This is a genomic window from Streptococcus ruminicola (assembly GCF_011387195.1).
GTDB lineage: Bacteria > Bacillota > Bacilli > Lactobacillales > Streptococcaceae > Streptococcus > Streptococcus ruminicola.
Map to the genome: position 1 here is coordinate 1744374 of NZ_CP046919.1, position 21880 is coordinate 1766253.

At 36.0% G+C, this 21880-nt stretch carries 18 protein-coding genes and 4 pseudogenes; 4 read left to right on the forward strand and 18 right to left on the reverse strand.

The features are described from left to right. The 4 genes from GPZ88_RS08865 (at position 1) to xerS (ending at position 4346) form a co-directional block, all read left to right on the forward strand. Positions 1–588 (forward strand): MptD family putative ECF transporter S component, encoded by a 588-nt coding sequence (locus tag GPZ88_RS08865; RefSeq protein WP_166044144.1) that lies wholly within the window; start codon positions 1–3, stop codon positions 586–588. 67 nt (positions 589–655) lie between these two features. Continuing rightward, a complete protein-coding gene (locus GPZ88_RS08870; protein ID WP_166044146.1) occupies positions 656–1345 on the forward strand; it encodes an energy-coupling factor transporter transmembrane component T in 690 nt (229 codons plus the stop codon). Between the two features lie 4 nt (positions 1346–1349). Further along, a complete protein-coding gene (locus GPZ88_RS08875) occupies positions 1350–2732 on the forward strand; it encodes an ATP-binding cassette domain-containing protein (protein WP_166044148.1) in 1383 nt (460 codons plus the stop codon). A gap of 543 nt (positions 2733–3275) precedes the next feature. After that, a complete protein-coding gene (gene xerS / locus GPZ88_RS08880) occupies positions 3276–4346 on the forward strand; it encodes a tyrosine recombinase XerS (RefSeq protein WP_166044150.1) in 1071 nt (356 codons plus the stop codon). A 97-nt stretch (positions 4347–4443) separates the two neighbouring features. Here xerS and GPZ88_RS08885 read toward each other — a convergent pair whose 3' ends face one another. The 18 genes and pseudogenes from GPZ88_RS08885 to tnpA form a co-directional block, all read right to left on the reverse strand. Continuing rightward, on the reverse strand, positions 4444–5127 hold the full coding sequence (locus GPZ88_RS08885) for an XRE family transcriptional regulator (protein WP_166044151.1): 684 nt from the start codon (positions 5125–5127) through the stop codon (positions 4444–4446). A gap of 86 nt (positions 5128–5213) precedes the next feature. Beyond that, positions 5214–6161 carry a sensor histidine kinase gene (locus GPZ88_RS08890; protein WP_166044154.1) on the reverse strand — a complete coding sequence of 316 codons (948 nt, stop codon included), beginning with the start codon at positions 6159–6161 and terminating at the stop codon, positions 5214–5216. Further along, the gene (locus GPZ88_RS08895) at positions 6158–6820 is read right to left on the reverse strand and encodes a response regulator transcription factor (RefSeq protein WP_166044156.1); all 663 of its coding nucleotides are present in this window, start codon (positions 6818–6820) and stop codon (positions 6158–6160) included. The genes GPZ88_RS08890 and GPZ88_RS08895 overlap by 4 nt, the downstream gene beginning before the upstream one ends. A 95-nt stretch (positions 6821–6915) precedes the next feature. Continuing rightward, positions 6916–8901, reverse strand: a complete 1986-nt coding sequence (locus GPZ88_RS08900; protein ID WP_166044158.1) for an ABC transporter permease — start codon at positions 8899–8901, stop codon at positions 6916–6918. A gap of 1 nt (position 8902) precedes the next feature. After that, the gene (locus tag GPZ88_RS08905) at positions 8903–9655 is read right to left on the reverse strand and encodes an ABC transporter ATP-binding protein (RefSeq protein WP_166044160.1); all 753 of its coding nucleotides are present in this window, start codon (positions 9653–9655) and stop codon (positions 8903–8905) included. 452 nt (positions 9656–10107) lie between these two features. Next, positions 10108–10929, reverse strand: coding sequence for a sugar phosphate isomerase/epimerase family protein (locus tag GPZ88_RS08910; RefSeq protein ID WP_166044162.1), 822 nt, complete (start codon positions 10927–10929; stop codon positions 10108–10110). 26 nt (positions 10930–10955) lie between these two features. After that, on the reverse strand, positions 10956–12293 hold the full coding sequence (gene trmFO / locus GPZ88_RS08915; protein ID WP_004231656.1) for a methylenetetrahydrofolate--tRNA-(uracil(54)-C(5))-methyltransferase (FADH(2)-oxidizing) TrmFO: 1338 nt from the start codon (positions 12291–12293) through the stop codon (positions 10956–10958). Between the two features lie 185 nt (positions 12294–12478). Next, entirely contained in the window at positions 12479–13192 is a 714-nt protein-coding gene (locus GPZ88_RS08920; protein ID WP_166044164.1) for a DUF3307 domain-containing protein, read from the reverse strand. Beyond that, positions 13192–13857, reverse strand: coding sequence for a SatD family protein (locus tag GPZ88_RS08925; protein ID WP_166044166.1), 666 nt, complete (start codon positions 13855–13857; stop codon positions 13192–13194). Before GPZ88_RS08925 ends, GPZ88_RS08920 begins: the two co-directional genes overlap by 1 nt. 142 nt (positions 13858–13999) lie before the next feature. After that, positions 14000–16138, reverse strand: a complete 2139-nt coding sequence (gene topA / locus GPZ88_RS08930) for a type I DNA topoisomerase (protein ID WP_074601924.1) — start codon at positions 16136–16138, stop codon at positions 14000–14002. 94 nt (positions 16139–16232) lie between these two features. Further along, positions 16233–17075, reverse strand: a complete 843-nt coding sequence (gene dprA / locus GPZ88_RS08935) for a DNA-processing protein DprA (protein WP_166044168.1) — start codon at positions 17073–17075, stop codon at positions 16233–16235. A gap of 70 nt (positions 17076–17145) precedes the next feature. Next, positions 17146–17697, reverse strand: a complete 552-nt coding sequence (locus GPZ88_RS08940) for a sugar O-acetyltransferase (protein ID WP_166044170.1) — start codon at positions 17695–17697, stop codon at positions 17146–17148. Beyond that, positions 17698–18477 carry a ribonuclease HII gene (locus tag GPZ88_RS08945; protein ID WP_158913825.1) on the reverse strand — a complete coding sequence of 260 codons (780 nt, stop codon included), beginning with the start codon at positions 18475–18477 and terminating at the stop codon, positions 17698–17700. It abuts the gene before it with no gap. Continuing rightward, the gene (gene ylqF / locus GPZ88_RS08950) at positions 18464–19318 is read right to left on the reverse strand and encodes a ribosome biogenesis GTPase YlqF (protein ID WP_039696900.1); all 855 of its coding nucleotides are present in this window, start codon (positions 19316–19318) and stop codon (positions 18464–18466) included. Before ylqF ends, GPZ88_RS08945 begins: the two co-directional genes overlap by 14 nt. 90 nt (positions 19319–19408) lie before the next feature. After that, a pseudogene (locus tag GPZ88_RS10425) lies at positions 19409–20597 on the reverse strand (tyrosine-type recombinase/integrase); the annotation flags it as partial. Between the two features lie 79 nt (positions 20598–20676). Continuing rightward, positions 20677–20910, reverse strand: a pseudogene (locus tag GPZ88_RS08960) (DNA-binding protein). A 269-nt stretch (positions 20911–21179) separates the two neighbouring features. Continuing rightward, positions 21180–21312, reverse strand: a pseudogene (locus tag GPZ88_RS08965) (helix-turn-helix domain-containing protein); the annotation flags it as partial. Positions 21313–21400: 88 nt separating this feature from the next. Beyond that, a pseudogene (tnpA, locus tag GPZ88_RS08970) lies at positions 21401–21835 on the reverse strand (IS200/IS605 family transposase). Positions 21836–21880: the final 45 nt, after the last annotated feature.

The following is a 21880-nucleotide window of genomic DNA, read 5'->3' on the forward strand; positions in this document are numbered from 1 at the left end:
ATGAAAACAAATTCCTTCACTGTTAAAGATTTGATTAATGCTGGTTTATTTTCACTCTTAGTTTTTATAGCTATTTTTGCTAGTGGCATGTTTGGGTTGATTCCGATTTTTATGCCATTCATTCCTTTTCTATGCGGGCTTTTTGCTGGTCCTGTCTTTATGCTTTACAGCACCAAGATTCACCGTTTTGGTATGGTTTTAATTATGGGAGTCATCATTGGGCTTGTATTCACAGTGACTGGACACGGTATTTACATTCTTCCAGGAATGACACTCTTGTCTTTAGTAGCTGAATACATTTTGAAAAAAGGTGGCTATGCTAGCGTAAATCACACGAAGTTGGCTTTTAACGTCTATTGTTTATCATTTGGTTTCAATATGATTCCGATTTATGTTTCTAGGGCTGCTTATGTGCAACGTTTGGTCGAAGAAGGCTATGGTCAAGCTTACGCTGATAAAATGATGAGTATCTTACCTTATTGGTCATTCTTCCCAGTTCTTGCCCTAGGAGCAGTAGGTGGTTACCTAGGAGCAACAATTGGTGTCAAGATGCTGAAAAAACATTTCCAAAAACTTGAAATGGCGTAAAATACAAAAAAATGAATGCAAACTTGGTCGCTTGGTGCGGCCAAGATGCATTTTGAGAGTGAATGAGATGAAGTTAGATTTTCGAACAAAATTACTAATGACAGTTGTCATTTCCTTTGTTTTGCTATTTGGCAATTTGCAAAGAAGCTACCCGATTATTGGTTTGATTGTAACCTTTTTGCCTTATGCTTTTTTACTGCTAGAAAGAAAAGTAAGCAAAGCCCTTAGGGGAGCAAGTTTAATGATTTTTGCTTTAGTATTGCAATACTATGCAGGCTTGCATGCGTTTAGCGGTATTGGAGCGTCTGTTGTGTTATTCTTTTCTATTATCGTTTTACGGATGGGACCAGGACTTGCCATGGGAGAATACAGTCTTTTAACGACAACCATGAGCGACTTAGTAGCTTCTTTAAAGAAAATGAAGTGTCCTGATAGTTTAATTATTCCAATATCGGTTATGTTTCGATTTTTTTATACGGTAAAAGAAGATTATCGCCAAATCAAGGAAGCTATGTACTTGCAGGGTTTGGTGACTAGTCAATTTTTCCGTCAACCTTTACGAATGATTGAATACCGATTAGTTCCGCTTTTGATGTGTTTGTCCCGCACGGCAGATGATGTGGCTATTTCGGCAACAACCAGAGGGATGGCAGTTGGTCAGGAACGTTCAAGCATTTCAAAAAGTCGCTTGAGATTACTTGATTATTTTTGGATGTTTGCCATGTTGACCATTTTAATCTTAATGATTTGGAGTTAAAACTATGCTAAAACTCAACCATTTTTCACTAACTTATGACCAGCCAATCTTAGAAGATATCAATTTAAGTTTTAAACCAGGTGAAATTACTGTTTTAACAGGGAGTTCAGGTTGCGGAAAGAGTAGTCTTTTGAAGGCGATTAATGGGGTAATTCCTTATTTTCAGCCTGCTAAGTTATCTGGTGATATGACTTATGATGGAGAAAGTTTGCTTGATTTGGATATGGCTGAAAGAAGTCAAGTAGTGGCTAGTGTTTTTCAAAATCCTAAAACGCAATTTTATGCCGTTAATTCAACGGATGAAATGGCTTTTGCTTTGGAGAATCGTAATTTGCCAGCTAAAAATATTTTTGAACGAATCAATTATTATACCAATCTGCTTCAGATGCAAGATTTGCTGAATCGCGACATTTTTACCTTGTCTGGTGGCGAAAAACAGCTTTTAGCTATTACTAGTGTGGCTTGCATGGATAATGACATTTATCTCTTTGATGAACCGTCGTCATCGTTGGACCGTGAGGAAATTTCTCGCTTTAAACGCGTTTTGATAAAGCTTAAAGAGCTTGGAAAAATCATTATCATTGCTGAACATCGACTTTATTATCTGAAAGACTTGATGGACCAGTTTGTCCTTATTTCTGACAATAAAGCGCATGTTTATCCCATTTCAGCGGTTAATGATGACTTGATTCAAGCGAAAAATTTGCGCGCATTGACAGAAATCAGCAAAACTGAGCTTATCAAGATTTGCTCGTACCAAAAACAATCAAAATACTCTTCAAATCAGGCAAATGGCAAGTTGATTTGTCAACGTTATAGCTATCAACACGACGACCAGCCAAAGAAAATTTTTGATTTCAATCTAGGTATCGATCAAGGCATTAACTTTATCATCGGGAAAAATGGTATCGGGAAAACAACTTTTTTAAGATGCCTATCGGGGTTAAATAAGAAATTCAAAGGAAAAACATACTACGATAAGAAACTCGTCAAACCAAGCTATAAATGGCTAAGTGAGGTGGTTCAAGACGTGAATTATCAGCTCTTTACAGAGTCTGTTTGGTCAGAAATTTCACTGGTTAGTGATGATGATGTTATCAAAAAGGATGCGCTTACACAGTTTGGATTAATCAGCAAGCTAAATAGACATCCGCAAAGCTTATCTGGTGGCGAAAAACAACGTTTATTACTAGCTATGGCAAAAGCTTCCAATAAACCAATTATTGTCTTAGATGAGCCAACAAGCGGCTTATGTCATGGTCAAATGAACAAAATGATTGAAGACTTACAAGAAATGGCGAAAAACGGAAAAACGATTATCGTCGTGACGCACGATTATGAATTAATCAAGAATTGCAAAGGCAATGTCATTGAGCTTGTCGAATAAAAAAATTCCCGCAGTTAAAAGCTGTGGGATTCTTTAATGTGTGAAAAAAATGACGAATCCGCTTACAAACACTAAAAATCAAGACTAAAAAGCCAAAATAGAAGGTATTTTTAGCAAATTTCATGACCAATGACACGAAGAAAAGCCAAAAAAAAACGCCTAAAAACGGCATTTTAAAAGCTAAAAATGCGAAAAAATCTGCAAAAAACATCTAAAGCAGATAAGATATTAAATCATAAAAAATAGATAAATCGTCAAAATTTTACCTTATAAAGATTTGCTAAAGACAATTTACCATTTATCCAGTGAAAATTTTTTCGAAAAAAATTTTGAGCATGAGAATAGGAAGAATAAGTAGTCAATAAAAACTAATGAGCAGAAAAACGCATAAAATCAAGTGTTTTTGACGATAATATAAATTTAATATAAATCAGCTCTTTCTAAAATTTTCCATAACATCTTTCCGAAAAACTGTAATTTTCTTGAAAAACAAATCAGTCTATGATAAACTACTATTATAAAGACATCTAGGGAGATTTTCAGATGAAACGTGAAAAATTACTTGAAAAAATTGATGAACTAAAAAATATAATGCCTTGGTATGTCCTTGACTATTACCAATCAAAACTTTCTGTACCATATAGTTTTACAACCTTGTATGAATATCTTAAGGAATACAGACGATTTTTTGAATGGATTCTTGAATCAGGAATTTCAAATGCTAAAAAAATTGCTGATATTGAATTAAGTACTTTAGAACATTTATCAAAAAAAGATATGGAATCCTTCGTTCTTTATCTACGTGAACGCCCTTCTTTAAATACTTATTCAACTAAGCAAGGGGTTTCACAAACCACTATCAATCGTACCTTATCAGCACTTTCAAGCTTATTTAAGTACCTGACAGAAGAGGTTGAGGATGAAAATGGTGACCCCTACTTCTATCGAAATGTCATGAAAAAGATATCAACGAAGAAAAAGAAAGAAACTCTGGCAGCTCGCGCTGAAAATATTAAAGGAAAGCTCTTCTTGGGTGATGAAACAATGGCTTTTATCGAGTATATCGATAAAGAGTACCAAAATAAGCTCTCTCACCGTGCCCTCTCCTCCTTCCAGAAGAACAAGGAGCGAGATTTGGCAATTATCGCCCTTCTTCTTGCATCTGGTGTTCGTCTTTCTGAGGCTGTTAATCTTGATTTGAAGGATTTACATCTGAATATGATGGTTATCGAAGTCACTCGTAAAGGTGGCAAACGCGATTCTGTGAATGTTGCTGCTTTTGCCAAACCTTATCTTGAAGAGTATTTAAAAATTCGTGCACCACGCTACAAAGCAGAAAAACAAGATCAGGCTTTATTTTTAACGGAATACCGTGGTGTTCCAAATCGTATCGATGCATCAAGTATTGAAAAATTGGTAGCTAAATACTCACAAGATTTCAAAGTACGTGTAACCCCCCACAAACTTCGCCACACCTTGGCAACCAGGTTGTATGGCGCTACTAAATCTCAAGTTTTGGTCAGCCACCAATTGGGTCATGCTAGTACTCAGGTAACTGACCTATATACCCACATCGTTAATGATGAACAAAAGAATGCACTTGATCAATTGTAAAAAGTAATCTGGACTATAAAATTAGTCCAGATTTTTTTATGTTAAAGTAATTTTAAAAACTGTTAATTAGCCATTTTACATAAATAATATTATGTAGTTAAATTTCTAAAGGTTTAAAGTTCCCAACGATTTTTCTAATGATTCGTGGATTTTCATCATAAGGTGCAAATTTGTCAGCATAATGTTTATTGAGAGAGACTAAACGTAATCCATCTTCTTCTCGATAAACTTTTTTGATGTAAGTTTGTCCATCCCAATCAACAGCGTAAATGGCTCCATCATAATCAAAGCCAGTTTGCTTAATAAGGACCACTTCACCATTTAGATAAGTTGGTTCCATTGAATCACCGAAAACCCAAGATGCAAAATCGTGGTCTAACTGCTCATCATAAAAGACTGTATCGTAATTGCCATCGCCAAAATAAGAGTAACCAGTACCTGCAGATAACTTTTCAAAAACCTTATAAGAGTAAAGTTTTGGTAATGGTTTAACAATTTCTTGCTCTTTTAGGAGATTTTCTGCGTAGTTCTCTAATTTTAAGCGATTATCTGGATTCAATTGTAGGTAAGTATTGACAATATCATGCTCAGAAAGGAAATACGTTTTTTCATCAACTTTAAAAATCTGACTTAATTGTTCTAGGTTTTTTTGATTTGGTTTTGTTTTCCCATTCTCCCAATTAAAGTACGAAGCTCTTGATATTTGTAGTCTTTTGGCTAAATCAGCTTGAGAATAGCCTTTTTCTTGACGTAATTCTTTTAATTTTTTTCCAGAAAACATGGCTTCCTCCTTTTTGTTAGTTTATAAACTAACGTTATTATAAAAGATATTCAGTAAAAAAGCAAGACGAAATAGTCTTGTCTTGCTTAACGTTTTTTAGGTGTGATGAAAACTTGTGTTCCTTGGTCAATTTGACTATGAATTGTGATATCAAGATTAAGGCTATCTAGGACTTGTTTTGTCATATAAAGACCAAGACCTGTGGCTTTTTGATGTTCATGACCGTTAAAGCCTGTGAAACCTTCTTCAAAAATACGTGGTAAATCTTCTTCAAGTATGCCGATACCATCATCTGATATTTCAATACTAGCTTGAGAAATGCGGATGATGATTTTGCCGTTATCTTTCGAATACTTAATGGCATTGTCAATTATTTGTGTCAGTGCGAAGGTCACCCATTTTTTATCAGACTTGAGTTCCCAATCACCTGTCACCTCAACAGAGAGGTGTTTTAACAAACAAGGAATGCGGTATTTTTTGATAATTGAGATTGTAATCTCCTTGACGGATAGTCTTTCAAAACGAAAATCATCTTTATTTTGACTGAATTTCAAGTAATTTAATAGGGTATCTAAATAGTTTTGAAGACGATTTAGTTGTTGTTCAACTTCTTTTGATTCAAGTTGATTAGTCTGTGCCATCAATGATAAAGCTGATAGAGGAACTTTCATTTGGTGAGACCACATTTTGATGAGATTCTGAGTATCTTCCATCTGTGTCTGAATAGCTAGAACATCGCTGGCATGCGCTTTTTTTTGTTTACAAATAATAGCTTTAAAAGCTTTTTCTGATGGGAGATTGAAGTCATCTAATTCTTTTACATAAATAAATTGTTGTAAAATTAACTGTTTCTTTTTAAATTTGAAGTACTGCCAAATGCTAATGAAAATTAGTATTGTGATACTAATGCTAAAGCTTATTCTGAAGTAAGTTACGGGCAAGTGAAATAACATAAAGGTCAGGAAAAATGAAATGGTTAATATGGCATAGGTAAGGTACCAAATGCCGTATTCTTTAAAAAACTGTCGAATCATTTTAACAGATAACCTACTCCTCTCACGGTGTGAATGCGGTCAAATCCTAGCGGCTGTACTTTTTTGCGTAAGCGAGTCATGTTGACACTTAGGGTATTTTGGTCAATAAAACTCTCATTTTCCCACAGCTTTTCAAGCAAATCTTCTTTTGGAACCACTTGATTTTGGTGCTCGAATAAAATGCTAAGAATTTTATTTTCTGTTGGCGAGAGATTAATTTGTTTGCTCCCATTTGAGAGAATGCCCTCGCGAGACAACGAAAATTCGTCAAGCTGATAATTATCAGAGGTGAATTGGTAAGCTCTGCGTAAAAATGCTGCAATCTTAGCATCTAAAATGGTTAAGGAGAATGGTTTTGAAATAAAATCATCTCCTCCCATATTTAACGCCATAACGGTATCCATCTCGTCATCACTTGAGGAAATAAAAATGATTGGTAAAGTCATGGTTTTACGAATCTCAGTTGTCCAATAAAAGCCATTAAAATAGGGCAAAGTGATATCCATTAGAATCAAATCCGGGGTGATTTCTTCGATTTCTTGCTTAATCGCACGAAAATTATTAACGCTAAATACGTCGTATGCTTTGTTTAAATGTTGTTTTAGTAAATTGACGATGGTTTTGTCGTCTTCAACGATGTAAATCTTTCCTTGTTTCATAGGTTCATTTTAGCAAAAAATGGTCTTTGCGACCATTTTCAGCTGGAGTTTCTTATCAAAATATTGTGTAGAGCTTGTTTAAAAGAGTTTTGTTACTAACGTTGGATAATCTTATAGTAAGTTCGGCTAGTTAGTTTATAGATAAAGAAGTAAATGATAATGACACATAGAATTGTCACCGCACTGACAGAAACCATTTTAGAGCCCGTTACGCCAAATAGCAAGAGCATTTGTTTTAGCATGGTTAAGGCGAAAATAAAGTGTAGTATTGCAAAACCAAGCGGCATAAAGAAGACAAGTAAGGTTTGTGAATTGATTGTTCGTTTGACTTCTTTGGCACTCATTCCTACTTCTTGTAAAATCTTGTATGATTTCTTATCTTCGATTCCTTCGGTGCGTTGTTTGTAGTAAATAATCAATGCTGCACCAAGTAGGAAGCTTAGACCAAGTAAGAATCCTGTAAATAGGAAGCCTCCAGTAATGGCATACATATCATTTGCAAAGTCTTTTTTGGTTTCAAGAATGCCCAAGATGGCTTTATCAGCTCTACCTGAAGGTATTACCTTATCTTTTGAGATGGTAGCTACTTCTTTATTTGAAAGGTCAACAAATGCGGTAAAATTATCTTGTACTGGGAAGTGATGGTCATTAAAAAGTTTTTTAACTTCTGATAAGGTTGAATCATCACTAAAGATAATAACACCAGGATTATAAGTATTTCCAAGTTCTGGGAATTTAACTGTTTTAAGATTTTTAATGTTGACAAAATCTTTACCGAAAAGAGTTAAATGTTCAAGTTTGCTATCGCCTTTTTGTTTGTAAAAAGCAATTTGGTTATCTTTTAGTATTGGAATATCATTTCCAAGTGCTCTAAAATCATCTTGCGTAGTAATATAGATAGCACCAAATGATTTAACATCAGGATGCTTGATCATATCATCAGTGACAGCTAAACTTTTACCTGTTGGCACAGAGAAAGATGTCAAAGCAGATTCGTAAGTTAAGTAATCACTTTGAGGTTTATCAAGTTTATCCACGACTTGTTTTTGCAACTCATCCTGGAAATCTTTTCTCGTCATTTCTTTAGCATTTTCATCAGCATAGCCATTGTTATTTAAAACGATTTGTGTATTTTTAGGAAATAAGATATCAAGTTGTTGCTGACTACTAACGTAGAGAGAGGTTGTTGTTGCTACAGTTACAAATGACATTGTGGCAAGCAAGGTGATGTTAGCTAATCCGATAGCGTTTTGCTTGATTCGAAAAATCATTTGTGAAGTGGTTACAAAGTGTTCAGGTTGGTAAAAATAATTTTTATTTTTACGTCGACGTTTGAGATACCAAGCCATAAAGCTAACGTAAAAGAGGTAAGTTCCGATAATAACTAAGACAACAGCGATAAAGAATCGATAAACCACTACTAGCGCAGCTATTTTTTCAGAAGTCACTGACAAATAGTAGCCTGCACCAAGGCTGATTAGACTCAAGAGGGCAAAAAGAATATTTCCGCGAGGCTCTTTTTCACCTTTTTCCTGACGTTTAAATAAAGCCAATGGAGATGAACGGCGAATAACAATCAAATTGATGACTTCTAACAAAATAAAGATTCCCGCAAAAGCCATAGTCGTAAAGAGAAAGGCAATCAACGACAAGTTCAAGACAAATTTATTGTAATGTAAGAGATTAACAAAAATGAGGTAAAAAACTTGTGAAAAGATTGCTGAAAGAAGGCTACCAAGTACTACGATGCCAAAGAAACTAAAAGCTAACTCGATACTTGCTACCAAGCTAATCTGTTTTCGATTCATTCCGAGAATATTGTAAAGACCAAATTCTCTACTTCTTTGCTTGAGCAAAAAATTGTAACTGTAGATTTCCATGATAACTGTGAAAATCATAAGGACTACAATTGCTAATCCAAGCACGGTATTGCTATACCTCATCGCATCAGCTACAGAACTGAAAAGAATGAGCAAAGTAGAGCAATCTAAGATAAATAAAACAACACTGGCAAGTAAAAATGGGCCGAAAATATCAAGTGATTTTTTCAAATTTGACCAAGCTAGTTTAGCATAGAACATCTTATTCACCTCCTAAAAGAGCTGTCATGGCGAGTGAAATGTCTTTACTAAATTCTTGATTGGTTTTATTACCACGGTAAATTTGGTGGAAAATACGACCATCTTTGATAAAAAGCACACGTTTAGCATGGCTTGCGGCGTTGGCTGAGTGAGTTACCATAAGTATTGTTTGGCCATAGCTGTTAATGTCTTCAAAAAGATTTAAGATATCTTCTGAATTACGATAGTCAAGCGCTGCGGTTGGTTCATCAGCCAAAAGAAGCTGCGGATTAGTAATTAAACTACGAGCAATGGCAACACGTTGTTTTTGACCACCAGATAATTCAAAAGGACGTTTTTCAAGCAACTCTTCAATGTGTAATTTTGGAGCAAGTGTTGCAATGCGTTTTTCCATTTCTTGATGATGAACTCGACCAAGAACTAATGGCAAGAAAATATTGTCTTTAACAGACAAAGTGTCGAGCAAGTTGAAATCTTGAAAGACAAAGCCAAGATTTTTTAAACGAAATTCAGCTAATTGGCTTTCTTTGATTTTCGTGACTTCTTCACCATTTAGAATAACGGAACCATTGGTTGGCTTTTCTAGTGTTGCTAAGATATTTAGCAAGGTTGTTTTACCTGATCCTGATTCTCCCATAATGGCGATGAACTCATTTTCATCAACCTTAAAGTCGACATCTTGCAAAGCTCGTGTCACTTCTTTTGAAAAGCGTGTGCGAAAAACTTTCTCGAGGTGATTGATTTCCAGTAACATAATTTCTCCTTTTTTTCATTATACCCTTTCAAGCTCAGAAATGCTTAGTTAGTCTTTTACTTTTGAAAACTTTTTAGCGCTTTTTTAGCGGTCTTCTACCACTCCAGTACCAAAAAGCCAAGCTTGCTACTCCTACTATGATGATAAATAGAATACTTATCAGACTATATAGCTCAATCATACTAAGCACCTCCTTCTACTTTGTTATGCGAAAGGCATATGAGATGATATAAACAATAGATCCAAGAAATAGCAATACAATCCAAATGAAAAAATGAATCCATAGGCTAAGATAGTGTTTAAATTCTTCTTTCATATACTGCTACTCCTTTCTTATTGACATCTTTAGTTTATCGGAAATCAGCTCTTTTTTTCTTACAGTTTTGGGGATGAAACCTTACAAAAATGTAAGAAAAAACACAGAAGCCAATACTTCTGTGTTTTATATTATCTTACAAGTTTTGTGCAATCTGTTTTAGGTAAGCATGACTTTCGAGCTGTTCAACTGGATTAGTTAGGTCTTTTAAGTTAATTTCGTAGATGCTACTTGCTTTCTCATTAAAGAGTGGCAAAGCTTTCGCCCAATCAATTTTCCCATGCCCTAGCGTTAAGCTATCATGCGTTTGCCCAAGTGAGTCTACTAAATGGTAATGAACGATATGATCCTTCAAAGTCTTTAGAGACTGTTGAAGAGCCTCGTTATCACCGTGAAGATAGATAAAAGCATGAGAAATATCATAGGCAAGCGGGTAAGCTTTTTTCGCTAGCAAGCCATCAAATTTAGGATCTCCATAGGCATAGAGTTTTGAAATACCATTTTCAAACATGATATGGCCTTTGCCAATATGGCAAAAATGATCCATGCGAGAGAAAAGATACTGACGAGCATCCTCAATTGAAGCAAAAGGTTCTAATAGTTCAGCTTCTTCTAACTCGTAAGAGCCGTGAACCAGCACTTTACAGTCGTATTTTTTTGCTAAATCAAGTATTTTTTGTGTTGAAAAATCGATAAAGTTAACCAATTCAGCATTATTTTTGGGATGGGCTACCAATTCCAGACGTTTTCCTTGGTATTTCATGGGGTGATGGAGAACAATAGTCTTTACACCACTTGATTTGACCTTTTGAATGGCTTCTTCAAGTTTTTCTAAGCCATCAGCCGTATAATCAGCTTCGCTTGTGAAAAATTCAAAAACATCTGGATGATATTTTAGACGACTAGCTACTTGCTCTGGAGCGCAGCTAGCTTTTAGTCCTAATTGAATCGGAAACATTTTGTCACCTCTTCTAAGATATTGTATTAAACGTTAAGGTATTCTTCCAAATCTTTCAAGGCACGTTCAGCAACTTTTTCGTAACGTTCTTTTTTATCACGGATACGTGGTCCTTCGAGTTCTTTAACGATACCAAAGTTAACGTTCATTGGTTGGAAATGTTTGCTTTCAGCATGAGTGATGTAGTGTGGTAAAGCACCGATAGCTGTTGTTTGAGGGAAAATAACTGGTTCTTCGCCTTTGAAACGACGCACAGCATTGATACCAGCTACAAGACCTGATGCAGCAGATTCAACATAACCTTCAACACCAGTCATTTGACCAGCGAAGAAAAGATTTGGATTTTGACGTGTAGCAAATGTTTCAGTCAAAAGGTTTGGTGAATCCATGTATGAGTTACGGTGCATAACGCCGTAACGTACAAATTCAGCATTTTCTAGACCTGGAATCATGCGGAAAACACGTTTTTGTTCACCCCATTTGAGGTGTGTTTGGAAACCAACGATATTAAATAGGCTACCAGCAGCGTTATCTTGGCGTAGTTGAACAACAGCATATGGTGTTTTAAATTCACCGTCACGTGGACCTTTGTAGTCATCTGGATATTCGAGCCCAACTGGTTTCATAGGACCGTAAAGCATTGTTTTAATGCCGCGTTTAGCCATCACTTCGATTGGCATACAACCTTCGAAGTATTTTTCTTTTTCAAATGAATTTAGCGGAGCTTCTTCAGCATTGACAAGAGCTTCGTGGAAAGCCATGAATTCTTCTTTTGTCATTGGACAGTTAAGGTAAGCAGCTTCCCCTTTGTCATAACGTGATTTAAGGTAAACTTTATCCATGTCGATAGAACTTTTATCGACAATTGGTGCTGCTGCATCGTAGAAATAGAAGCCGTCGCCGCCGTTTAATTCGTGGATTTTTGCAGCCAAGGCATCTGAAGTAAGTGGACCACTAGCAATGACTGTGATAGCATCGTCAGGAATTTCAGTGATTTCTTCACGGATAACTTCGATAAGTGGGTGGTTTGTAACTTCATCAGTTACCATTTGTGAAAATCCGTCACGGTCGACAGCAAGAGCACCACCAGCAGGCACACGAGTGCTTTCAGCAGCTTTCATGATAACAGAATCCAAGCGACGCATTTCTTCTTTCAAAAGACCAACAGCATTTGTTAAACTGTCACCACGAAGTGAATTTGAGCAGACAAGCTCAGCGAATTTATCAGTTTTATGCTGAGGAGTTGGTTTAACGCCGCGCATTTCGTAAAGTTTAACTGGAATACCGCGTTTAGCAATCTGATAAGCAGCTTCAGAACCAGCTAAACCAGCTCCAATAACGTTAATGTATGATGATTGAGACAATATACTAATACCTCCAAAACGACGCCAAAATGGCTAAATAAGCCAATCTAACATCGCTTCCAGACACGGGGATTTCCCATATCTGAATCTTTCTATTTTTAATACTTGACTATCATAACATAAAATCATTGAAATACAAACAAATATTTAAAATTACAAACATAATTAAAGTTATGTAAAAAAGACTAAAACAAACAAATCCAAGCAGCTAGCAAAACACTTAAAATACTAAATAGTGATCCAATCAAATAATATTCTGCAAATGTTGGACTTTCTGAAATTTTATTATACCGCGCAATAGATTTTGCTGTAAAAACTAAACCGATTGAGGCGAATTGATTAAAAATGATACAAATACTCATTACAATGCGTTCTAATAGACCAATGATTGCCCCAGCACCTGGAATGGTATCCATTTTTTGATTGTCTTGTGGCTGATATTTTTGAAAGAAAATCTTGAAAACAACATTTGTTGGCTTAGTGATGAGAACAAGAAATAGAATCATGTTTACTGTTGTAGCATTGACAGTCAGATAAGGACAAAATATACTTCCTGTCAATAAAACGATAATCACTAAGTGAAGTGTCTGATCTGCTAAAAATGTCCACATAGCGTTGAGATGAAGCCACTTAGCGACACTCGATTTTCCAAAATCAATGATAGCATGGCTAAGTAAGATAAGCAGACTCGTCAACCATAGACTTGGTAAAAAGCAAGTTAGTAAAATCAGAGGAAAAGCTACTCCTAGAAGATGAACCAAAAGGTACTTTTTATCTGTATTTTTACGGTCAGCCACCTTTTGACTTTGCAGTTGGAAATCAGATAAAAAATGACAGATTAACAACAAGGTCAAAACAGGATGCTGTGTCAAATATTGTGCAAGTCCAGTGATAGGCATTAAGCTAACTCCTCTCCGTAGTGTTTGAGACAATTTAAAGCCGTTTTTCGTGCGCGAAGGTAAACTTTGATATTACTACTTTTAAGACGTTTTGATAAGGCACTGGTCGTTAATTCTAATCGTTTAGCAAGCATTTGTTGGTCGAACTGCTCATCGTAAATTCCAAGCGCTAATAATTCTTTTAAGATAATTTCTTGACTTGCTCGCCAGTCTGATTTAATAGCTTCGCTGCTTGCAATCAAGGTATTAACAATGCTGACTTGATTCTCATCATCAAAAGAAACCGCAATTTGTGTATTGCCGTAGTCATTTTTTTGATGAATATAGTTAATGGCTTTTCTGGCATGCCAGTAAGCTGGACCATCAGCACCAATACTTTGTTCGGGATTGATGTCTGTTAGAATTTTTCCCATTCCAATTCCGAAACGTACCTGATAAGGCTGCATAGCAAGATTAATACGATCAATGATTTGAAATAAAGGGGCATCAAGCGTCAATAATCCTTGAAATTCATCTCCCAATGTAATAGATAATTTTGAAACCAATACTTCTTTAAATTCTGTATTTAAATCATTTAAGCAAGTTTCTAATATTTTTTGAACTTGGTAACGATTATCGATTTTTTTTGAATCAATGATATCACCAATTAATGCAAAATAATTCATAGGCCACCTCTCTTATAGGTCTATTATAACAGACTTATCAAAAAAAGTCCGTTATAACGGAAATTATTTAAAAAGTCTATTATAATGGCAATGAAAACTGACCTAAAAAAACCTTACAAAACAAATTGTAAGGTTTAACAGATTATTTAACTTTTGCTTCTTCATAGTCACATTCTTCGTTGCTGCAGACGACTTGTTTACCACCGCCACGAATTTTCTTCTCAACGAGGAATTGACCACATTTTGGACAAGAACGTCCGACTGGTTTATCCCATGAAGTGAATTCACACTCAGGATATCGGTCACAGCCATAGAAAAGACGATTACGTTTTGTCTTACGTTCAATCACTTGACCTTCGCCACAAATTGGACAAGTCACACCAATTTCTTTTGTGATGGCTTTGGTATTGTGACATTCTGGGAAATTACTACAAGCATAGAATTTACCGTAGCGACCAAGTTTAATAACCATTGGATGTCCACAAACGTCACAGTCAAAACCAGCAGGCTCATCTTTGATTTGAATTTTTTCAATTTCAGTTTCTGCTTTTGCTAGTTCTTTTTCAAATGGTTTGTAGAAAGCATCAATGACTTTTTGCCACTGTTCTTTTCCTTCTTCGACTTCATCAAGTTTACCTTCCATGTCAGCGGTAAATTTGACATCAACGATATCTGGGAAGAATTCAACAATCAAGTTATTAACGATTTCACCCAATTCAGTTGGTTCGAAGCGTTTTGAAACCAAGCGAACGTAGTAACGTCTTTGGATAACATCAAGTGTTGGTGCATATGTTGATGGACGTCCAACACCGTTTTCTTCAAGCGTTTTGATTAATGTGGCTTCAGAATAACGTGCTGGTGGTTGAGTGAAGTGTTGTTCAGGATTTGTTGAAACTTTCTTAACAACATCGCCTTCAACCATGTCGGGCAACATTTTATTCTTATCAGAATCGTTGTAGACAGCCAAGTAACCGTCAAATTTGACTTTACTACCGTTAGCTGTGAAGCGAACGCCATTTTGCTCCAAATTAACTTTCATGGTATCAAACACCGCAGCTGTCATTTGACTTGCGACAAATCGATTCCAAATCAATGTGTAGAGTTTCAATTGGTCTTTGTCTAAGTGTTTTGCGATAGATTCTGGTGTTAGGTTAACGTTTGATGGGCGAATAGCCTCGTGGGCATCTTGAGCACCTGAAGCGTTTTTCACACGACTACCGTGTTTAGAGTAATTTTCACCGAAACGTTCTGTAATAAAGCCTGCAGCATCATTTTGCGCAACAGGGCTGATACGTGTAGAGTCGGTACGCATGTAAGTAATCAAACCTTGTGTACCACTCTTACCAAGACTAATCCCTTCGTACAACTGTTGAGCAACCATCATAGTCTTACGTGTACGGAAGTTGATTTTGTTAGCAGCATCTTGTTGAAGAGATGATGTTGTATATGGAAGTGGTGCGTTACGACGACGCTCTTTCTTTTCAACTTTTGCTACGTTAAACTCGTCACTTGTAAGTCGAGCAAGAACTGCTTGGACATCCTCGTTAGTGTTGAGTTTTAGTTTTTTACCATCGATGCCATAAAAAGCAGCTTGGAATTTTTTAGTTCCTTTTTTGAAGAATCCATCAATTGTCCAGTATTCTTCAGGTTTAAAGTTTTTAATCTCATTTTCACGGTCGATAATTAATTTCAGTGCTACAGATTGCACACGACCTGCAGAAAGACCTTTTTTAACCTTTTTCCAAAGCAATGGTGAGATAGAATAACCAACAATACGGTCAAGAACACGACGAGCTTGTTGCGCATCTACCAAATCCATGTCAATCTGACGTGGTTCAACGAAGGCATTCTTAACAGCATCCTTAGTGATTTCATTGAAAACAACACGGTTTTTATCGTTTTCGTCAAGTCCCAAAATGTGTGCCAAATGCCATGAAATAGCTTCTCCCTCACGGTCCGGGTCACTTGCGAGATAAACTTTTTTAGATTTTTTAGCCTCTTTTTTCAAATCATTAATTAGAGGACCTTTACCACGGATATTAATATACTGCGGTTCATAGTTGTTTTCAAAATCAATAGACATGCTTGATTTTTTCAAATCACGGATATGACCAACTGAAGCGACAACTTTGTAGTTGCGTCCTAGATATTTTTCAATGGTTTTTGCTTTAGCTGGTGATTCCACAATAACCAAGTTTTTCTTGGCAGCTGTTTTTTTCTTTGTTGTTTTTTTACTTGTCTTTTTAACAGCTGTTTGGGCTTTTGTAGTAGTCGTTGCCATAAGCTCACTTCCTATCAGTAATAAACTTATAACATGATACCCCGCTTTTTCCAAACTGTCAATAAAAAAGTTGTATTTAATAGAAAAAACTTGTTTACAATTGGTACTCTGAAAGGACGTCTAAGCCTGATGTGATGCACTTTGCGCCTTCTTTGATCAAATGATGACATCCGTCAGATTTTCCGTCTAAAATATTACCTGGAATGGCAAAAACGTCTCGTCCTTCTTCTAGGGCTCGCTCACAAGTAATTAAGCTGCCAGATCGCAATTTAGCTTCTGCTACTATGACGCCTTGGGATAACCCTGCGATAATGCGATTGCGTTCTGGAAAATGGTATTTTAGTGGCGCTTCTACTGCTGCGTATTCACTTAAAATCAAATGATTTTTTCCAAGGTAGTCCTGCAACTGCTTGTTTTCTTTGGGGTAATAGACGTCAAGACCACAACCAATAACTGCTATTGTCGCTCCGCCATTTTTTAGGGCTGAAATATGTGCGCTGGTATCGATTCCTCTAGCTAAGCCACTGACAATGACGAATTGATTTCCAAGTTCTTTGATAATTTTTTGAACGGACTTGGTTCCTGTCTGTGTGGCTGTGCGTGCTCCTACTACTGCCATTTTTGGACGATTGAGTAGCTCAATATTGCCTTGATAAAAAAGCAAAACAGGCGGATTATAAGAGTGTTTTAATTCCAGCGGATAGTCGTCATCTAGTATTGAAATACTAGGGTATTGGTTAAAGACTTTTCGCAAAGTTTTACTATCCAAATCTTTGTATTTTTCTATAAATAAAATAGGATTCTTACATTTGGACACAACTGCCATATCGCGCAAGGAAAGAGATTCCTTCTCTCGCTTTTGATAATCTAAAATGGTTAGAATATTGAGATTTGTTAGTCCTGCTTGTTTTAATTTAAATAGTTCAAAATTATTCATTAGTCACCTCACTACTTCTCTATTCGAAAAAAAGTCCTATAACCATAGGACTTTGTGAGATTTTTTTGAGTTAATCTAATATTTTGATGATTTTAGCTGGATTTCCGGCGATAACCACATTATCTCCAAATGATTTGGTTACAACAGTGCCAGCACCAACGACGACATTATCACCTAAAGTGACACCTGGTAGAATGGTTACCCCACCACCAAGCCATACATTATCACCAATAGTGATTGGCGCTCCATATTCCAAACCAGAAATACGTTCTTTTGCATCTAGTGGGTGAAGAGGAGTTAAAAACTGACAATTCGGACCAATCATAGCGTTGTCTCCAATGTGAATCTCGCAGACATCTAACATGGTACAGTTATAATTAGCGAAAAAGTTCTCACCAATGTAGATATTTGACCCGTAATCGCAGACAAAACGCTGCTCCATTAGCAAGTTATCGCCTGTGGAACCAAATAATGATTTGATAATTTCTTTACGTTTCTGACGGTCTTCTTCATTATTAAAGAGTGTGATTTGTTTACGGGCATGTAAACGCATGGCAAGTAGCTCACTGTCACCAGCATCATATAGCTGACCAGCTAGCATTTTTTCTTTTTCGCTTGTCATTTAGTTCTCCTTCAACATAGATTTAATTGGTTCAAATGTTTTACGGTGAATTGGTGTAATACCGTGTTCTTTAAGACCTGCAAGATGGTCTTTAGTACCGTAACCGACATTTTTTTCAAAAGCATAGCCAGGGTACTCTTTGGCGTAATCCGCCATCATGCGGTCACGAGTGACTTTGGCAACGATAGAGGCTGCCGCAATTGATAAAGAATTAGCATCTCCTTTGATAAGTGATTGCTGAGGAATGTCAGTGTCTAAGTGCATGGCATCAATTAAAAGATAATCGGGTTTAGTCACTTGTCCCTTGATTTGGTCAATTGCTTGGAGCATACCAACTTTTGTCGCTTCATAAATGTTGATATCATCGATGACAGTATTATCAATCACACCAATACCAACTCCTAAAGCACGCGCAAGGACTTCTTCATAAATTTCCTCGTGGTGTTTTTTAGGAATTTTCTTAGAGTCATTAAGATGCTTGATTTTACAATTCTTAGGCAGAATAACGCAAGCAGTCACGACAGGACCCGCTAATGGGCCACGTCCTACTTCATCGATGCCTCCGATAGCTTCATAACCAGCTTGATAAAGCTCTTTTTCGTAGCGCAGCATATTTTCCAAACGCAAGTCTTCGTCGATATCGGCTTGAATAGCCTTTTTACGCTGGATGATAGCTTTTTGCACGCCTGCTCGGCTATCTTCCTCGTAGGCTTGCCAGCGTGCATCGTCAAGATTGTCAATGTCAGCGAGCGCTTCTTTGATTTCTTTAACGGTCGCCATTTTCAACATCTCCTACAATGTCCAATGTGTAGCGTCCAAGTTTACCTTCACGAACATCTTTGACAAAAAGAGCGTAGAAACGATCATAGTCATCACGAAAACCAAGTTTCTGTGTCATAGCCATGATAATTTCTGGTGCTTCTTCTTCCAAGTCAATGCCTTTATAACGTTCAATCAAACGTTCTGGGTAATGTTCTTTGAAGAAATTAAGTCCAAAGATAGTCACTTCGTCCATTGGTAAAAGTTGATCTTTGATAGCTCCGGTAAGAGCGAGTTTTAGACCAACCACTTCATCTTCGAATTTTGGCCAAAGAATCCCTGGGGTGTCAAGGATTTCCAAATCTTTATTAGATTTAAGCCATTGTTGTCCTTTTGTGACACCAGGTTTATTTCCGACAACGGCGATTTTCTTACCAGCTAAGCGATTCATAAGAGTTGATTTACCAGCATTTGGAATACCGATAATCATCGTACGAAGGGTTTCTTTTTGAATACCACGTTCACGCAATTTAGCTAATTTGTCAGCCATTAAAGATTTAGCTGCTTCTGTAACTAATTTTACAGTTGCTTGTTCTTTTGAGTTGACAGCAAGAGTTTTAATTCCTTGGCTTTCAAAATAACGACGCCATTCTTTTGTACGATTGCTATCAGCTAAATCAGCTTTATTTAAAATCATGAGTTTTGGTTTATCACCAACAATTTTTGTTAGCATTGGATTTTGACTTGAAAGTGGTAAACGTGCATCCACTAAAATAGTCACGAAATCAACGTGTTTAATATTTTCCTGAACTTGTCGACGGGCTTTTGACATATGCCCTGGGAACCATTGAATAGTTGCCATGAGTTTATAAATCCTTTCGTAGCAAGGCTTTTTGTTTGAAAAAACTGCCTGTTTTTTATTAGGCACCAAACAGGTACCAAGATTTTGTATTCACCAAGTTAACCTATAATAACCAACAAACTTTTGTTTCCCTTCTCTTAAATAAGAAATATCAAATGACTTGTAATATTTTGATAAATCTTTCTTAAGCTTAGGAATTATATTTGCAGTTATATGCCTAGGTGTATAAGTTGATTTTAGACCAAGTTTTTCTCTAAAATCAACTAAAGAAAATTCAATTATTTTTGAATCAAGATTATTTTCTATTTCATCATTTAATATTTGGAATATTTGCTAGACCAAGATTTTAATGCTTCAAATCTAAAATTATTCCTATCAATAAATTTATCGAAGGCTTTAACTGTTTGATTTTCAGATATTCCTTGACTATGAGTATACAACATAGTTGTTTCATAATTAGCATGTCCAACACGTTCTATAATTTCTTTTATAGCAACTTTCATACCCTCACTTTGTAAATAGGTAATATGCATATGTCTAAAGGAATGAGGGGTTACATGCTTTGTCCATTTGAAACCGTATCTCTCTTCGCAGTTTTTGATAAGATCAGTTTCAACACGAGCAAGTACTTCCCGGAAAGAATGCGAAGTTATTGGTGAACCGTATTCTGTTCTAAAAACACTCTCAGCATCAAAATCTTCCTTTGTAAAAGCAGCTTCCCCGATTCGCAGTCCTGAAAATAGTAAAACTATTATAGCTAAGTCATAGTAATTCGGGTTTCTTCTTCGACTTAGTGCTTCAAAGAAGGCTCTAATTTCATGAATTTCTAAAAACTTTGCTTCTCGCTTTTTCTCAAGGAACGTTTCTAGCTTTATTACAGACATTTGTGAGAACTGAATAACATTATAAAGAACACCATGGTTAAAAATTTTGTTACAAGTGTTTTTATATGTATCATAGTAGATTGTAACGCATTATATTCTCCATATAGGTAGTCAAATACTTTTTCATCAATAACGGTGTTAAACGTTCGAGTAAATAATCATCACCAATGATTTCACCAAGACGTTCTATCACAAAAGCCTCTCTTTTTACTGTCTGAGGTTTTACTGATACTGACTAGGTTTCTAACCAACTCATCTTTAACTCTCCGAAAGTTCTTATCAACTGTGGATTAAATTGAGCTTCACTGCCATTAACTAATCTCTTAATTTTATCTTCGAGCGCGACTCGTGTTTTTACGATAACTTACAACAGTTGTCTTCCACTTGCCAGATAGTACATTTTCGTTTCCTTAAACTTGAAAAGAAAAATCAATCATAGAAATATAACCATTTTATATTATATCATGATTCTCTTTATTTTTCTGCCCTCTGCTTCCATCTTAAAAACTCTTCAAAGCCTTCCAAATTAATAAAGACTAGTTTATGAGTTGGATTAATCACATAATCTTTAAACTGCTTATTATCTCTCATTTCACCTAACCATCTATTCAGTGTATATTGATTCAGACCTTCTCACCTCCTCAATATAGCTTTTTTATCTGCCCACTCAGCTATACTATTCTCAACCGATACAAATTTAATTTTCATAATAGTTTCTCTCTATTCATATTATTAACCTCCGTGGGTATGATTGGTTAAATCATTCATGGGCATTTCACCCGCTATCCTTTTACGCTGGCAGCCTGAACGTTCAGAAGTATCATTATCCTTATTTGAGGTCATGGCAGATAGAGAAACACTCTATTTTATAGCTAATAATTTTCGCTCCTATCACGGCGTATCTCACTAAATTGCTCAACAAATAAGAAAGTCCCACCTCGGTTTATTCAATTGTCAATGAACAAATCAAGGAGAGACTATTTTATTTTGTGTTTTATCCTATCTGGACAATCTGTTAACCCTAATAGGTAATCTGTACTAACCGTTATAGAGTTTAGAAAGTTACACTAGAACATCTGCCGTTAAGGCAACCTCTCCTCTCTCAAATCTCTTATATGTTGGTACATCTAGCTTTCTCCTAAGAAAAGTATATGCCACTTTCAGAAAAAAGCCGGAAAATTGTCATAATATGGCACTTCTAAATTGTAACTACTAACTTATCCAAAGCTATGTCATCTTTCTCCTGTTCGCGAATATACTTCGCTACAGTTTGTTCGTTTAGTCCAACAGTACTTACGTAATATCCCCTAGCCCAAAACTTACGATTTCCGTATTTATATTTTAAATTTGCGTGCTTATCAAATATCATCAAAGCACTTTTACTTTTTAAATATCCCATAAAATCTGAAATCGCAAGTTTTGGAGGAATGAGTACTAATATATGAACATGATCAGGCATCATATGTCCTTCCAAAATTTCTACTCCTTTATACTTACAAAGTTGTCACATGACTTCTATTAAATCTAACCTAACCTTGTAGTATTATCGCCTTACTGCGATATTTAGGAGTAAAAACAATATGATAGAGCACATCCATTTCGTATGTGATAAACTGTAACTGGTTTTTGCCATTTATTTTTCCTCCTTTTCTGACCTGAACACTTAGATTATACAGGA

Coding starts and splice junctions, on each gene's coding strand:
- GPZ88_RS08885 (WP_166044151.1), bottom strand. CDS start 5,127: ATGTTTTCTGGAAAAAAATTAAAAGAATTACGTCAAGAAAAAGGCTAT.
- GPZ88_RS08925 (WP_166044166.1), bottom strand. CDS start 13,857: ATGAATTATTTTGCATTAATTGGTGATATCATTGATTCAAAAAAAATC.
- GPZ88_RS08910 (WP_166044162.1), bottom strand. CDS start 10,929: ATGTTTCCGATTCAATTAGGACTAAAAGCTAGCTGCGCTCCAGAGCAA.
- GPZ88_RS08875 (WP_166044148.1), top strand. CDS start 1,350: ATGCTAAAACTCAACCATTTTTCACTAACTTATGACCAGCCAATCTTA.
- GPZ88_RS08945 (WP_158913825.1), bottom strand. CDS start 18,477: ATGGCGACCGTTAAAGAAATCAAAGAAGCGCTCGCTGACATTGACAAT.
- GPZ88_RS08895 (WP_166044156.1), bottom strand. CDS start 6,820: ATGAAACAAGGAAAGATTTACATCGTTGAAGACGACAAAACCATCGTC.
- topA (WP_074601924.1), bottom strand. CDS start 16,138: ATGGCAACGACTACTACAAAAGCCCAAACAGCTGTTAAAAAGACAAGT.
- dprA (WP_166044168.1), bottom strand. CDS start 17,075: ATGAATAATTTTGAACTATTTAAATTAAAACAAGCAGGACTAACAAAT.
- GPZ88_RS08940 (WP_166044170.1), bottom strand. CDS start 17,697: ATGACAAGCGAAAAAGAAAAAATGCTAGCTGGTCAGCTATATGATGCT.
- GPZ88_RS08865 (WP_166044144.1), top strand. CDS start 1: ATGAAAACAAATTCCTTCACTGTTAAAGATTTGATTAATGCTGGTTTA.
- GPZ88_RS08870 (WP_166044146.1), top strand. CDS start 656: ATGAAGTTAGATTTTCGAACAAAATTACTAATGACAGTTGTCATTTCC.
- ylqF (WP_039696900.1), bottom strand. CDS start 19,318: ATGGCAACTATTCAATGGTTCCCAGGGCATATGTCAAAAGCCCGTCGA.
- GPZ88_RS08890 (WP_166044154.1), bottom strand. CDS start 6,161: ATGATTCGACAGTTTTTTAAAGAATACGGCATTTGGTACCTTACCTAT.
- GPZ88_RS08905 (WP_166044160.1), bottom strand. CDS start 9,655: ATGTTACTGGAAATCAATCACCTCGAGAAAGTTTTTCGCACACGCTTT.
- GPZ88_RS08900 (WP_166044158.1), bottom strand. CDS start 8,901: ATGTTCTATGCTAAACTAGCTTGGTCAAATTTGAAAAAATCACTTGAT.
- xerS (WP_166044150.1), top strand. CDS start 3,276: ATGAAACGTGAAAAATTACTTGAAAAAATTGATGAACTAAAAAATATA.
- GPZ88_RS08920 (WP_166044164.1), bottom strand. CDS start 13,192: ATGCCTATCACTGGACTTGCACAATATTTGACACAGCATCCTGTTTTG.